Source organism: Streptomyces sp. NPDC057743 (genome assembly GCF_042798755.1).
Taxonomy (GTDB): Bacteria; Actinomycetota; Actinomycetes; order Streptomycetales; family Streptomycetaceae; genus Streptomyces.
The window spans coordinates 18198-32928 of sequence record NZ_JBHVJX010000003.1 but is presented as its reverse complement, the minus strand read 5'-3'; the positions used below and the strand labels follow the sequence as shown (position 1 = coordinate 32928).

The 14731-nt window shown below is 70.9% G+C and carries 8 protein-coding genes and 1 pseudogene; 8 read left to right on the top strand and 1 reads right to left on the bottom strand.

Features of this window, described 5'->3' with window-relative positions; genetic code table 11:
* The first annotated feature begins 38 nt into the window (after window positions 1-38).
* The 7 genes and pseudogenes from ACFVFQ_RS03865 to ACFVFQ_RS03835 all read left to right on the top strand — a co-directional run bounded on the left by ACFVFQ_RS03865 (window position 39) and on the right by ACFVFQ_RS03835 (window position 12270).
* Window positions 39-1604, top strand: coding sequence for a condensation domain-containing protein (locus ACFVFQ_RS03865; protein ID WP_383408116.1), 1566 nt, complete (start codon window positions 39-41; stop codon window positions 1602-1604).
* Window positions 1605-1893: 289 nt separating this feature from the next.
* Window positions 1894-2112, top strand: a pseudogene (locus ACFVFQ_RS03860) (integrase core domain-containing protein); the annotation flags it as partial.
* A 362-nt stretch (window positions 2113-2474) separates the two neighbouring features.
* Window positions 2475-3536 (top strand): biotin synthase BioB, encoded by a 1062-nt coding sequence (bioB, locus tag ACFVFQ_RS03855; RefSeq protein ID WP_383408114.1) that lies wholly within the window; start codon window positions 2475-2477, stop codon window positions 3534-3536.
* Between the two features lie 34 nt (window positions 3537-3570).
* The gene (locus ACFVFQ_RS03850) at window positions 3571-4755 is read left to right on the top strand and encodes an MFS transporter (protein WP_383408111.1); all 1185 of its coding nucleotides are present in this window, start codon (window positions 3571-3573) and stop codon (window positions 4753-4755) included.
* Window positions 4756-4875: 120 nt separating this feature from the next.
* Window positions 4876-5700, top strand: coding sequence for an SDR family NAD(P)-dependent oxidoreductase (locus ACFVFQ_RS03845; protein ID WP_383408108.1), 825 nt, complete (start codon window positions 4876-4878; stop codon window positions 5698-5700).
* 49 nt (window positions 5701-5749) lie between these two features.
* A complete protein-coding gene (locus ACFVFQ_RS03840) occupies window positions 5750-10525 on the top strand; it encodes an amino acid adenylation domain-containing protein (RefSeq protein ID WP_383408105.1) in 4776 nt (1591 codons plus the stop codon).
* Window positions 10526-10563: 38 nt separating this feature from the next.
* The gene (locus ACFVFQ_RS03835) at window positions 10564-12270 is read left to right on the top strand and encodes an AMP-binding protein (RefSeq protein WP_383408102.1); all 1707 of its coding nucleotides are present in this window, start codon (window positions 10564-10566) and stop codon (window positions 12268-12270) included.
* 57 nt (window positions 12271-12327) lie between these two features.
* On the opposite strand, the gene ACFVFQ_RS03830 is transcribed toward ACFVFQ_RS03835, so the two are convergent.
* Entirely contained in the window at window positions 12328-13713 is a 1386-nt protein-coding gene (locus ACFVFQ_RS03830; protein ID WP_383408099.1) for a cytochrome P450, read from the bottom strand.
* Window positions 13714-14162: 449 nt separating this feature from the next.
* On the opposite strand from ACFVFQ_RS03830, the gene ACFVFQ_RS03825 reads away from it, so the two are divergent.
* On the top strand, window positions 14163-14717 hold the full coding sequence (locus ACFVFQ_RS03825; protein WP_383408096.1) for an avidin/streptavidin family protein: 555 nt from the start codon (window positions 14163-14165) through the stop codon (window positions 14715-14717).
* Window positions 14718-14731: the final 14 nt, after the last annotated feature.

The window sequence follows — 14731 nt, the reverse complement described above, 5'->3', positions numbered from 1 at the left end:
CCGAGCACCACGAGCATCACCGAGAGGGACACACTGCGATGAACGACAGCTCCACGACACCGGCCCCCGAGGTCCTGCTCGCCGAGATCTGGCAGGACATCCTCGGCGCCGAAGAGGTCGGCCCCGACGACGACTTCTTCTCCCTGGGCGGCGACTCCCTGCTCGCCCTCCAGGTCATCGGCGCGGCCCAGGAACAGGGCCTGTCGCTCTCGCTGCTCGACCTGTTCCGCAACCCGACCCCGCGCGGCGCCTGCCAGGCCCTCGGCAACGGCGGACCCGCCCCCGAGGGCCGCGCCGCCGACCTGCTCAGCCCCCTCGACCGGGCCCGGGTCCCCGACGACGCCGAGGACGCCTTCCCCGCTGCCCGCCTCCAACTCGGCCTGATCTACGAGAGCCTGGTCAGCGACGGCGCCTTCTACCTCGACGTCATCTCCCGCACCGTCAACCTGCCGCTCGACACCGAGGTGCTGCGCGCCGCCCTCGACCGGCTCTCGCACCGTCACCCCGCCCTGCGCACCCGCTTCGACCTCGGCACGTTCAGCGAACCGATGCAGCTCGTGCTGCGCGCCGCCCCGATCCCGCTGACCACCGACGACCACGAGGGTCTCGACGAGGCGAGCGCCACCGCGCGCTACGAAGAGGCGATGGCGGACCTCGGCCGCCCCTACGACCCGGAGCGGGCCCCGCTCCTACGGGTGCACGCGGCCCGCCTCGGCGCCGACGCGTTCCGGCTCTCGTACTCCTTCCACCACGCGATCCTCGACGGTTGGAGCGAGGCCGTCTTCTTCAACGAACTCGTGCGTTGCTACGCCGCGTTGCTCGCCGGCGAACGGCTCGACCTGCCCGAGCCCGTGCCCTACGCCGAGTTCGTGCGGCTGGAGCGCGAGGCCGTCGCCGATCCCGCCTCCGTACGGCACTTCGAGGGGCTCAAGGAGCTGCTTCCGGCGCAGCGCACCGCGAGCGTCGAGGCGCCCGACCACCACAAGGTCAGCGCCGCCGTCCCGGCTGACGACGCCCGCCGTCTCGACGAACTGGCCGCCGCGTCCGGGCTGCCCGTCAAGAGCCTGCTGCTCGCCGCCGCCTGCGCCGCCGTCGGCACGGCCTGGGAGACCACGACCCCGGTTGTCGGCCTGCTCCTCAACGGGCGGCCCGAACGCACCGGCGCCGACGTCACCCTCGGCCTGTTCCTCAACCAGCTCCCGGTCCGCCTCGACCTCACCGGCGCGCACTGGCGCGCCGCGGGCCGTCGCGCCCTGGACGCCGAGAACGCTCTTCTCCCACACCGCCGCTTCCCGCACTCCGAGGTGCGCCGACTGCTCGGCCACAACCCGTTCGAGGTGACCTTCAACTACGTCCGCTTCCACCCCCGCGACGAGCTCCTCAGCTCCGGACTGCTCACGGTCGAGGAGGACATGCGCGACCACACCAGCCTCCCCGTCCGCATCGAGGCGCTCAACGAGACGGCGGGCTCGGGCCTGAGCCTGCACGTCACCGCCGATGTGAACCGGTGCGGCCCCGACCTGCCCGGCGATCTGCTCACCAACCTGCTCGGCGCGGTGCACTCCCTGGTCACAGCACCCGACGGCCCGGTCGACGTCCGGTGAGGGAGGGCCGCCTGCCGGCCTGTGCGGCGGTGGCCGCGGGTGCGCTGGGACCGCCTGCTGCTCTCCGCCAAGGAGATCACACGCTGTGAAGAACGGGTGTTGTCCTGACGGAGCCTCGCGGACACCGCCGAGGAGCTTGCCGAGGAGCTTTGAGTGTGGCGCGTTGCCGTGGCCGGTGGGGGAGGGGCCCGGCCGCATTGCGCACTCGGATCGCGGCAGCGAATACACGTCGGCTGAATCCCGACGTGAGGGAGGGGAGTTGGGGCTTCGGTAGAGCCGCGGGCGCACCGGGTCATGCTTTGACAACGCGGCCGCCGAAAGTTTCTGGGCCCTGCTCAAGGAAGAGATCGGCACCCGCACCTGGCCCGACCGGGCTACCGCCCGCGCCGAGGTCTTCGCCTTCATCGAGACGTTCTACAACCGGCGCCGCCTGCGCAAGCACAAGACTTTCGGCTACCTCACACCAGCCGATACCAGGCATCGGCACCAGCACACCCTCGGCGCATAGACATCACGTGTCCGACACCGTCCAGGCCGTCCGCCGTGCCCCACGTCAAAGCCCCGGCGCCGGCAAGAAAGCCACCCTGATCGTCCCCGTCTACCTCACCCCCGGCGAAGACTCCGAAGACCTCCTTGGCACCGACGCCCACACATGGCCATTCCGCACAGTGAGTACACGCGCCGACTGCTCCTGGAGTGACCACGTGCCGGAGACATGCGTCTCGTCCCCTTCTTCGGTGGCGCGGGACGTTCGTCCGCTGGCTCGGAAGCGTTAGGCCGGTTCGTCCGACGTCGTGAAATCGGCGCCACGCAGGGGGAGTTGGCCGATAGTTGCCGTGTTCGTGGCGGTGGCATGCCATGATCCGACGCATGGACGTATTCGACAGGCTGGCGGAGAAGGCGTTGCGGGGTGAGGCACCCACTCGCCAGGAGGCGCTCGCCGTGTTGGCCAGCGGTGATGACGACCTGCTGGACTTGGTGGCTGCCGCATACCGGGTCCGGCGCCACTTCTTCGGCAAGCGCGTCAAACTGAACTTCCTGGTCAACCTCAAGAGCGGGCTCTGCCCCGAGGATTGCTCCTACTGCTCGCAGCGGGTCGGGTCCAAGGCCGACATCCTGAAGTACACCTGGCTCGGGCCCGAGGCGGCGCTGGCCGCGGCCGAGGCCGGGGTGGCCCACGGAGCCAAGCGCGTCTGTCTGGTCGGCAGTGGCCGGGGACCCACGGACGGAGACGTGGACCGGGTCGGGCGGACCATCGCGGCGTTCAAGGAGAAGCACCCCCAGGTCGAGATCTGCGCGTGCTTCGGCCTGTTGTCCGAGGGCCAGGCGGAACGCATCCGCGACGCCGGGGCCGATGCCTACAGCCACAATCTCAACACCTCCGGCGAGCGCTACGCAGACATCTGCACCACCCACACGTACGCGGACCGTGCCGCAACGGTGGAGAAGGCCAAGAAGGCCGGGCTCTCGCCGTGTTCCGGACTGATCGCAGGGATGGGCGAGAGCGACGAGGACCTGGTCGACACCGCCTTCGCCCTGCGCGAACTCGGCTCCGAGTCCGTGCCGGTCAACTTTCTCATCCCCTTCGACGGCACGCCGCTGTCCGAACAGTGGAGCCTGACCCCGCAGCGCTGTCTGCGGATCCTGGCGATGGTGCGCTTCGTTCATCCCGACGTCGAGGTGCGCGTCGCCGGCGGCCGGGAGATCCATCTGCGCAGCCTGCAGCCGCTCGGGCTCTACCTGGCCAACTCCCTCTTCCTCGGGGACTACCTCACCAGCGAGGGACAGGACGGCGGCGTCGACCTGCGGATGATCGAGGACGCCGGATTCGTGGTCGAGGGCGCCGAGGAGGCGACCTTGCCCAGGCACCGGAACGACACGGTCCGGCCGCGCAAGCGGGGTGCGGGTACCGACCTCGCGGCGAACGCCTGACGGTAGTCGGCTGGACCGGGACAAGGGGGACGCGATGTTCGGCAGGATCTCCACGCTGGCTCTGGGGGCCTTCGCGGTCGGCACCAGCGGGTACATCATCACCGGCGTGCTGCCGCAGTTGAGTGTCGAGCTCGCGGTGTCCGCCTCGACGGCGGGTCTGCTGACCACGTCCTTCGCGGTGGCCTACGCGATCGGCTCACCGCTGCTGGCGGTGGCCACCAGCCGCTGGGGACGGCGGCCCCTGATCGTCTGCGCGTTGCTGGTCGCCGCGCTCGGCAACGTCTGCGCGGCGGTGGCCCCCGACTTCTTCTCGCTGCTGGCGGCGCGGATCCTCACGGCCGCCGGTGCGGCGGTGTTCACCCCGGCGGCCACCGTCGTCGCCGCCGAGTTGAGCGGGACCGAGCGCAGGGCGCGGGCCGCGGCGGTGGTCTTCGGCGGCATGACGATCGCGACGATCGTCGGGGTGCCCGCCGGGTCGCTGCTGGTCGGCCCGCTCGGGTACCGCGGCGTGTTCGGGCTCGTCGCGGGCATGTGCGCGGCCGCGGCGGTGGCGGTGGCTCTGGCGGTGCCCGCGGTCGCGGCGCCGCCGAAGGTGACGTTGCGCGAGCGCTTCGTCGTTGCCCGGGATCCGCGGGTCCTCGCGGTCCTCGGCATCACGCTGGCGGCCAGCCTCGGGGTGTTCTCGGTCTACACCTACGCGGCCCCGGTGCTGGCCGCCACGGTCTCGGTCGCGGGGGGCACGTTGAGCCTGCTGCTGTTTGGCTACGGCGTCGGAGGCGCGATCGGCAACGTGGTCGGCGGTGTGGCCGCCGACCGGTTGGGGTACCGGCTGCCGCTGCTGGCGGCCGTCTGCGGCAGTGTCCTGACGCTCTCGGTCCTGTCGGTGACGGGAAACGCCGTGCTTGCCGCCGGACTGTTCTTCGTGTGGGGCGTGTCCTCCTGGGCGTTCAACCCGCCCGTGCAGCGGCGGTTGATCGAGCTGGCGCCGTCCGCCAGCGGGCTGTTGCTCGCGCTCAATGCCTCGGCGCTGTATCTCGGAATCGGGCTGTCCGGAGTCGTCGGGGGAGCGGTGCTCGACCACTTCCCGGTCCGTACGGTGCCGTTGGTGGGGGCCGGGCTGTGCCTGGTCGCGGTGGTGGTGCACCTGGCGTCTGGTCGGCGGTCGACGGCGGTTGCCTCCGGTGCCGCGTCCGAGCCGGCGCCCGGGCAGCCGCGCTGAGGTACCGGACTCTTGCCGTCCGCGGGTGGGGGAGGGCGGTCGGCGCGTGAGTTGCGCCTCAACTCCCCTTTCTGGCCGAGGAGTTTGTGTAGAATCCGACTCGGCTTGAGGGGGTGGACCGTGCGGGAGCTGAGCGGTGCGGTGGGAATCGTCACCGGTGCGTCACGTGGAGTCGGCCCCGTCATCGCCGAGCGCTTGGCACGGGAAGGCGTGCGCCTTGCGCTCGTGGCGCGTTCCGAGGAAGGGCTGGCCGCAACGGCCCGGCGCCTGCGGCGCTACGGACCCGAACCGCTCACAGTGCCCGCCGACGTCTCCGACGAGGACGGGCAGAAGAACATCGTGGAAACGGTGTGCCGTGAACTGGGGCCGCCCGCCCTGCTGGTCAATAACGCGGCAGTGGAGCGCATTTCCCGCTTTCAGGACGTGACCGTCGAGGACATCAGGAACATCCTCATGGTCAATCTGTTCGGCACCCAGGCGCTGACCCGGCTGGTCCTGCCGCACATGCTCACGGTCGGCAGCGGCCATATCGTCAACATCGGATCCGTCGGCGGGCGCACCGCGTACCCGTACGGCACGATCAACTCGGCGGCCAAGCACGGGCTGGTGGGATTCACCTGGTCGCTGCGGGAGGAACTGCGCGGCACGGGGGTCGGGGTGTCTGCGGTCTATCCCACCCTCGTGGCGGACGTGGGGATTTCGGCGCGTTGGTCGGCCGGGAGGCGCCCGTTGATGCTGGGGCAGGTGACTGGGCAGGCGGTGGCCGAGGCGGTGCTCAGTTGCATCCGGAAGGACCGGGTGGAGATCACCGTGTCTCCTGTGATGGAGAGGATCGCGGACGTGTTCAGCGCGGTTTCTCCGCGGTTGACCGCCTGGGTGGCCCGGAACAGCGGGGTCTATTCGTATCTGCGTGAGGTCGCCGACGTCGGAAGGCGCGGCGGCTAGTCCGTCGGGCCGGTTGCGGCCGAAGGGCCAGAACAGGGGGAGTTCCGTCATGTCTGTGCGCTCGGGGTCGCACCAACCCGTTGAAAGACCCGTTGCAGAGGCCGCCGCCGGCACCGGCGAGGTCGATGAGGTAGACGAGATCATTGGGCGTCTCGGTGAGCTGTTCGCGGAGCTGGGTGAGGACAACGAGGACTTGGTCCTGCCAGCGGGGCCTGACGACCTGCTCTTCCTGGCGTCCCTGGACGCGGTGTACGCCAAGACCGCGATCGAGGCGCGCTACGGCGTCGATGTGCCGCTGGAACTGTTCTTCGGCGGCGGTACGCTGCGCGCCCTGGCCGAGGTGGTGCGCACCCTCGCGCCGATGGGCGACGACGGTGCGGTGCCGGCGCTCGTGCCTCGGCCGGAGAAACGTTTCGAGCCCTTTCCGCTCACCGATGTCCAGCAGGCGTACTGGCTGGGGGGCGCGGGATTCGACCTGGGTGGCCGCTCCGCCCACTTCTACGCCGAGATCGATGTGTTCACGGCCTCCGTCGAGCGCGCCGAGTGGGCCTTCAACGAGCTGATCAGCCGGCACGACATGCTGCGTGCCACCGTGCTCGCCGACGGCCGGCAGCGGGTGGCGCGCCAGGTGCCCGCCTACCGTTTCCGGCACGCGGATCTGCGCGGCCTGCCGGAGGACGACCGTCGATGTCGCCTCCACGCGACCCGCGAGGAGATGGCGGGCCAGGTCTTCGACGCGCGGACCTGGCCCCTGTACGAGATCCGCGCCCACAGCCTGGCAGCCGATCGCCTGCGGCTCCACTTCAGCATCGACCTGCTCTTCGTCGACGCGGGCAGCCTGCGGCTGCTGCTGGCCGAGTGGATACGGCTGATCCTCGACCCGCAGTCGCTGGGGCCGGCGCCGGAAGTGACCTTCCGCGACTACCTGTTGGCGGCCGCCGAGCAGCGTGACACGCCGGCTCGCGAGCGGGCCCGGGCCTACTGGCTGGAGCGCGTCGACACCCTGCCGCCCGCCCCCGAACTGCCGCTCCAGGCCCTGCCGGAGGGCGGTCTGCCGGTCTTCACCCGCAGGGAGCGGCGGTTTTCCGGGCACCTGTGGCGGCGGCTGAAAGACCGGGCGCACGCCCTGGGCGTCACGCCGTCGGTGCTGCTGTGCACCGCCTACGCGGACGTGCTGCGCACCTGGAGCAAGTCCCCGCGCTTCACCGTCAACGTCACGCTTGCCGACCGGCCGCGCTGGCACCCGGACATCCCGCGGTTGATCGGCGACTTCACCAGCACGGTCCTGTTGGAATGCGACCTGACGGAGCAGCAAGACCTGGCGCTGGTGGCCGGACGGCTCCAACAGCGGCTGCGCGCGGACCTCCAGCACGCCCGTTTCAGCGGTGTGGCGTTACAGCGTGAGATGGCCCGGCGCCACGGCGGCGCCCAGGCACGGATGCCCGTGGTGTTCACCAGTCTGCTCGACGAGCGGGACGGCCTGGGGGCGCTGGAGGGCGTGGTGTTCGAGGTCGGTCACGCCGTCTCCCAGACACCACAGGTCCATCTCGACAACCAGGTCCAGTTGCGCGGTGGTGAGCTGCTCGTCAGTTGGGACGCCGTGGCGGCGGCGTTTCCCGACGGTGTGTTGGACGACATGTTCGGCGCCTACGTCGACCTCGTCGAACGCTTCGCGGAGCAGGACAGCCCGGCCCCCGTCACCGTTCCCGGGCATCAGCTCGAAGTGCGCCGGACTGTCAACGCCACCGAGGGGCCGAGCCCGTACGAGCTCATCCACGCCGCGCTCGACCGGCAGGCCGCCGTCCGCCCCGACGCCCCGGCCGTGATCGGCGCCGACCGCACCCTGACCTTCGGTGAACTGGACCGCCGGGCCAACCAGATCGCCCATCGGCTACGCGAGTTGGGCGCCGCACCCAACACCCTGGTCGCCGTCGTCATGCACAAGGGGTGGCAGCAGGTGGCCGCCGTCCTCGGCGTGGTGCGCGCGGGCGCGGCCTACCTGCCGGTCGACGCGGCGCTGCCCCCCGCCCGCATTGAGCGGCTGATCGCGGCCGGCAATGCCGGGATCGCCCTTGTCCAGCCCGGGGTGACGCCGCCGACCGGCGCGACCGTGGTGACCGTGCCGCAACAGCCCTGGACGGACGTGCCCGACGGGCCGGTCGACGTTCCGGACACCACCCCGGACGACCTCGCCTACGTCATCTTCACGTCCGGCTCGACCGGAGTGCCCAAGGGCGTGATGACCAGTCACCGCGCGGCGGTGAACACCCTCGACGACATCCGCGGCCGCTTCGGTGCCGGCCCCGCGGAGCGCGTCCTTGGCCTGTCGTCCCTCAGCTTCGACCTGTCCGTGTACGACGTCTTCGGAGTGCTCGGCGGGGGTGGTGCGGTGGTGCTTCCGGCGCCCGACGAGTCCCGCGATCCCGGCCGTTGGGCCGAGTTGGCCGGGATGCACGGCGTCACGCTGTGGAACACCGTCCCGGCCCTGTTGGAACTGCTCGTCGAACACTGCGAGCGGTACGGCGCCGCGCTCCCCGAGACGATGCGGACCGTGCTGCTCAGCGGGGACTGGATACCCCTCGCGCTGCCCGCCCGGGTCAGGGCGGTCAGCGCCGGCCGACCCGAGCTGATCAGCCTCGGTGGTGCCACGGAGGCGGCCATCTGGTCCATCCACCACCCCATCGGCGACGTGGACCCGGCCTGGCGGAGCATCCCGTACGGCACACCGCTGCGGAACCAGACCTTCCATGTGCTCGGCCCCGGTCTGACTCCCAAGCCCGACCATGTGACGGGAGAGCTCTACATCGGCGGACTCGGTGTCGCCCGGGGTTACTGGGGCGATCCCGAGCGCACCGCCGAACGGTTCCTGCGCCACCCGCACACCGGTGAGCGCCTGTACCGCACCGGCGATTTGGGCCGGTACCTGCCCGACGGCACCGTGGAGTTCCTCGGCCGGGACGACTTCCAGGTCAAGATCGGCGGTCACCGCATCGAACTCGGCGAGATCGAGGTGGTGTTGGGAGGCCATCCGAAGGTGCGGTCCGCCGTCGTGGTGGCCAGGGACGGCAGGTGGCTGATCGCCTATGTGGTCCCGCAGGGCCACGGCGCGCCCACGGCCGACGAACTGCACCGCCATGCCGCGGCCGAACTCCCCTCGTACATGGTCCCTTCGGCGTTCGTCACCCTGGACCGCCTGCCGCTGACCGCCAACGGGAAGCTCGACCGGTCGGCGCTGCCCGCGCCCGCGGCCGCCGCGGAGAGCCAGGAGACGCCGGTGACCCCCGTCGAGGAGGGGCTGGCCCGGGCCTGGGCCGCGGTCCTGCCCGTGGAACGCTTCGGCCGCCACGACAACTTCTTCGGCCTCGGCGGTGACTCCCTGCTCGGGGTGCGTGCCGTCGCCAAGGCCGCCGAGCACGGCCTGTACGTCACGCTCCGCGAGTTGTACGCCCACCCCACCCTGGCGGGCCTGGCGGCCGTGGCCAGGAGGACACCGCCCGCCACGGCGCCGCAGTCGGCCGTCACCGGGCGGGCCGACCTGGCCGCCGCCCAACGGTGGTTCTTCGAGCAGGACTTCGCGGATCTTGACCACTGGAACGGCATGTGGCCGGTCTTCGAGCTCGACGGTCCGCTCGACCCGAAGTCGCTCGGCCAGGCGCTCACCACCGTTCTCGGGCACCATGACGGTCTGCGGGCCCGCTTCCGTCGCGACGAGCGGGGTTGGTACGCCCATCTGACCGACGCGGACGTGGCACGGCCCGCCGAGGTGTGCGTGGTGGAGCTGCACGCGGTCCCCGACGCCGCACTCGAAGCGGAGATCGGCCACCATGCCGCCCTGCGCAACGGGAGCCTGGACCTTGCCGGGGGCCGCACCGTCCAGCTCACCTACTTCGACCTCGGGGCGCGGCGTCGGCCCCGACTGCTGGTCAGCGCGCACTGGTTGGTGATGGACTACTACTCGTCGCGGGTGTTCTACGAGGACCTGCGCACCGCCTACACCGCCCTGGAGCGCGGCGAGACCCCCGCCCTGCCTCCCAAGACCGCGTCGCTGCCGCAGTGCGCCGCGCAACTGCACGCCTACGCGGCCGGTCCGGAGCCGGCGGCGGAACTGCCGTACTGGATCCGCCTGGCCGAGCGCGCCCGGCAACCGCTGCCCGTCGACCACCGTCTGGGCCCCAATGTCCAGTCCTCGGCCGTGCGGCACATGGTGCACCTCACCGGTCGGACGGCCGCCCTCGTCACTCGCGAACTGCCCCGCACCCGCGGAGTGGAGATCCGCGAGGTGCTGCTCACCGCGCTGACCCGGACGGTGACGGCCTGGGCCGGACAGCCGGAGCTCTTCGTCGAGTTGGAGGGGCACGGCCGGGAGCGGGCGTTCGGGACGCTCGACGTCTCGCGCACCGTCGCCCGGTTCTCCACACTGTCTCCGGTAGCGCTGCGCCCGGGGGACCTGGACGCCGTCTGCGAGCAACTCCGCGCCGTCCCCAACCGCGGTACGGGATACGGGGTATTGCGCTATCTGCACCCCGATCCCGAGGTCAGGGCGCGCCTGGCTGCCGTGCCCGCCCCCGAGATCGGATTCAACTTCTGGGGCGACGTCAGCGAGTACTTCACCGGCGACGCCCGCCCGGTGGTCGAGTCCTTCGGCCATCACCGCAGCGGCGCCGGACACCGGCCACGAGTGCTCGACCTGATGGCGCTCACCGCGGATGGCGAACTGCGGTTGGTCTGGACCTACAGCGCCAACCTGCACACCGCGCAGACCGTGCGGATGCTCGCCGAGAGGTTCACCGAAGAGCTGCGCGCGATGGCCAAGGAGGCCGGGTGAGTTCGCAAGGGCAGATCACGACGGGGGAGGAACAGGTCATGAGCGGGGAAGTGCACGGCGGGGAGTATCCGAGACCCGAGGGTCTCTTCGGTGCGGCGACGGTGCCCGAGGCGCTGGAACGGTCTGCGGGCACGGCGGCGGGGATCACCGTGGTCGACCGTCACCTGGAGGAGACCCCGCTGCCGTATGCGCTGCTCGCGTCGTCCGCCCGGCGGGTGGCCGCCGGTCTCGCCGAGGCCGGTGTCGTCCCGGGGGACCGGGTCGCCCTGATCTCCTCGACCTCCCCCGGCTTCCTGTTCGGCCTGTTCGGTGTCTGGCGGGCCGGGGCCGTCCCCGTCATCCTGCCCTTGCCGCACCGCCTGTCCGACCTGCCCGACACCGTGGCCGAGGTCAACCGGCGGCTGGACCACGTGGACGCCCGTGCGGTGGTCGTCGCCGACGCGTTCGGCGACTTCATGTCCGGCCGGATCGACGCGAGGCGCCCGGTGCTCGGATGTGGTGAACTGAGCACGGTGCGTGAGGAGATGGCCGGGCCGGTCGCCGTCGCCCCGGACGACCTGGGCTATCTCCAGTTCACCTCCGGCACCACGGGTGCGCCGCGGGCGGTCGCCCTCACCCACCGGCAACTGCTCACCAACGCGGCCGTGTGCTGCGAGAGGTTGCGGCTGGACCGGGAGCGCAGTGTGCACGTGAGCTGGCTGCCGCTCTACCACGACATGGGTCTGATCTCGGTGCTGGCGGGCATGTCCTACGGCATCAGGCTGGTGCTCCAGCCGCCGGAGGCGTTCCTGTCCCGCCCCGATTCGTGGGTGGACGCCCTGTCGAGGTACCGCGCCACCAGCACGGTTGCGCCGAACTTCGCCTACGGCCTGGCGGCCCGCGGTATGCGCCTGGCGCCGCGGGAGTTGGACTTGTCGGCCCTGGAGGTGTGCGGCGACGGTGCCGAGCCGATCCGGGCCGCGACGTTGGAGAAGTTCGTCGCGGCCGGCTCCCGGCACGGTCTCCGGCCGCAGGCGATCACGCCCATGTACGGGTTGGCCGAGGCCACCCTCGCGGTCGCGATGGGTGAGGTGGATGCGCCGCTGGCCTGGGACCACGTCTCCCGGGAAGGGCTCCAGACGGGAGGTTTCGCCCGGCCGGTCGCCCCCGGGTCACCGGACTCCAGAGCGCTGGCCGTGTGCGGGCACCCGGTTCCCGGAGTCAGCGTCCAGATCACGGACGAGGGGGGACGGGCGCTGGGCGATCGGGAGGTCGGCGAGATCTGCGTCCGCAGCCCCGCCCTGATGCAGGGCTACTGGGCCGAACCCGAGGCCACCGCGCGGGTCGTGCGGGACGGTTGGCTGCGTACCGGTGACCTCGGTTACCTGATGACGGACGGCCTGGTCGTCTGCGGCCGCATCAAGGACATGATCATTGTCGGTGGGCGCAACCTCTATCCGGAGGACTACGAGCACGTCGCCGCCAAGGTCGAGGGCGTCAGGCCCGCGTGCGCGGCCTTCGCCGTGCCGGACACCGAGCGCATGATCGTCGCGGTGGAGCCTGGCAAGGGCGCCGACGGACCCGAGGAGCTCGCCGCGCGGGTCATGACGCGGCTCCGCGAACAACTCGGACACGCGCCGGACCGGGTCGTGGTGTTGGCGAAGGGCTCGATCCCCCGCACCTCCTCCGGCAAGGTCCAGCGCGGCCGCTGCCGGGAGCGCTATCTTGCGGGCGAGTTGTCCGTCGCGGCCGAACTCGCCTGCTGAGCATGGAGGTTGCCGGGCGCTGCGGGAGCGTCCGGAATCGGCGGGACGCCGGTGCGGTCAGCGGCGCCGGGTCACCACCACGCGGGCTCCCCGCTGCGGGATCAGCGTGACGTGGTGGGCCCGCTGGGCCTCCGGTTGCGGCCGGTCCGGCCGCAGGTCGTAGCGCTGGAGCAGTTCCCGCAGGACGACCGTCGCCTCCATCAGGGCGAAGCCGGCACCGATACAGCGGCGGGCGCCCCCACCGAACGGGATCCAGGTGTTGGCTGGTGGCTGGCCGTCCAGGAACCGCTCGGGGCGGAAGGCGTCCGGCTGCTCGTGGTGGCGGTGGTCGGAGTGCACCAGCCCGATGGCCGGCATGACCGTGGCCCCTGCGGGCAGCCGGTAGCCGCCCACGGTGAGCGGGGCGGAGAGCTGCCGGGCCACCTCGTAGACCACGGGCTTGAGCCGCAGAGCCTCCTTGGCGACTGCCGTCAGATACGCCTCGTCGCCCTCGTCCGCCGCCTTCTGGGCCAGCGCCAACTCCTGCGGTTCCCGGACCAGTTCGTGCAGCGCCCAGGCCAGGCCGGTCGCGGTGGTCTCGTGACCGGCCAGCAACAGCGTGATGAGCTGGTCCCGCATCTCCGGATCGGTGAAACGGTTCTCCCCGGGCGGGGAGCCATCGGCGCCCTCCGCCTGGAGCAGGCGGGAGAGCACGTCGGTCCTGCTGTGCAGGTCCGCGGCCCGGCGCCGGTCCGCGATCTCGGCGTAGAGCAGCTTGTCCAGCCGACGTTGCAGGGACAGGTGGCGGCGCCACGGCCCGACGCGTTGGAGCAGGGGATAGGGCAGCCCGAGCAGGGTGACGGGGCCGATGTCCGCGATGCCCCGCACCAGCGGCCGCAGTTGCTCCAGTCGCTGCTCGTCGGTCACGCCGAACACGACCTGGAGGATCACCTCCAGGGTCAGCGCCTGCATCCTGCGGTGCGAGCCGATGACGCGCCCCTCCGGCCAACGCTCCACCTCGGCCCTGGTCAGCTTGGTGACCATGTCCTCGTACCCGCGCAGCGCCGCGCCGGTGAAGGCGGGCATCAACAGCCGCCGGGCCCGGCGGTGTTCGTCCTCGTCGCTGAGGAGCACGGAGTGGTCGCCCAGCGCTGGCCCCATGATGGCGTTGCCTTCGCCGGCGTGCAGCACCTCGACCGGGCCGGCGAAGACGGTCCTGATGTCCTCGGGCCTGGAGAGGATCACCAGGTGCCGGGTAGGGGTGGTCAGCCGCAGCGTGAACACCTCTCCGTACCGGCGCTTGAGCCGGGGGAACAGCCAGTGACGGCACTCGGAGAAGAGCAAGGTTTGGACGACCGCGGGAAGTCGCAGGCCCGGCGGCCTCGTCAGTCCGCCAGTTGCGACGGGCGCCTCGGTTCCGGCGGTCGGGCCGCCGCTGGACAGATCGTCAACGTCGCTGGACACAGCAGAATTCCCCCATCTCGAAGACCGATACTGCTGCGTACGGGGATCAATTTCACCCCGAAGTCACGGTAGCAGTCCCCGATGCCGCGCACGTGACAACTTCGGTTTCTGATGGCGGTGTTGAGCTCGGCTCCGTCCAAGTGGGCGCCCGGCGGTGGCTCGTGGTCTCTGTCCGTCGCGGGCCGGCTCAAAAGGTCATGGGGAATGTGATCGTCCGTGTGTAGTTAATGTGCGTCATGGTGCGGTCGAAATGCCTTACGAGACAGGGGATATGTGTGTTGAGTCGAGGGTGTCGGCCAGAGTAGGATCTCGGCCGGACATGGACTGCTGGTCATGGGTGACGGAATTGGTCGTTCTCTTTTCCATGACAGCGGAATTGATTCTTCCGGCGGAAATGCGGGAGCCCCGCGCGTCCGACCGGTTCTGGATCACAACGTGGGGAGAATTTCGTGTCGCACCTGCGCAAGATCGGAATTGCCGCGGTCGCCATCTCGCTGACCAGTATCACGGTCACCGCGAGCGCCTCGCCGCAGACGGGCCCGGCCAAGGCGCCCGCCGCGCGGTCCGCCGCGACGGGCATCACGGGCACCTGGTACAACCAGCTCGGCTCCACCTTCGTCGTCACCGCCGACGCCGACGGCGGCCTCACCGGTACCTACGACTCGACGGTCGGCAACGCCGAGAAGCGCTATGTGCTGACCGGCCGGTACGACACCGCACCCGCCACGGACGGCAGCGGCACGGCCCTGAGTTGGACGGTCTCCTGGCGCAACGACTACCGCAACGCCCACTCCGCGACGGCGTGGAGCGGTCAGTACTTCGGTGGCGCCAACGCCCGGATCGCCACCCAGTGGCTGCTGACCTCCGGCACCACCACCGCCAACGAGTGGCAGTCCACACTGGTCGGACACGATGCCTTCACCAAGACCAAGCCGACGGCTGCCGCCATCGCCGCCGCCCGCCAGGCCGGGGTGAACAGCGGGGTGCCCTTCGACCGGAAGTGACGCGCCGCGCCACG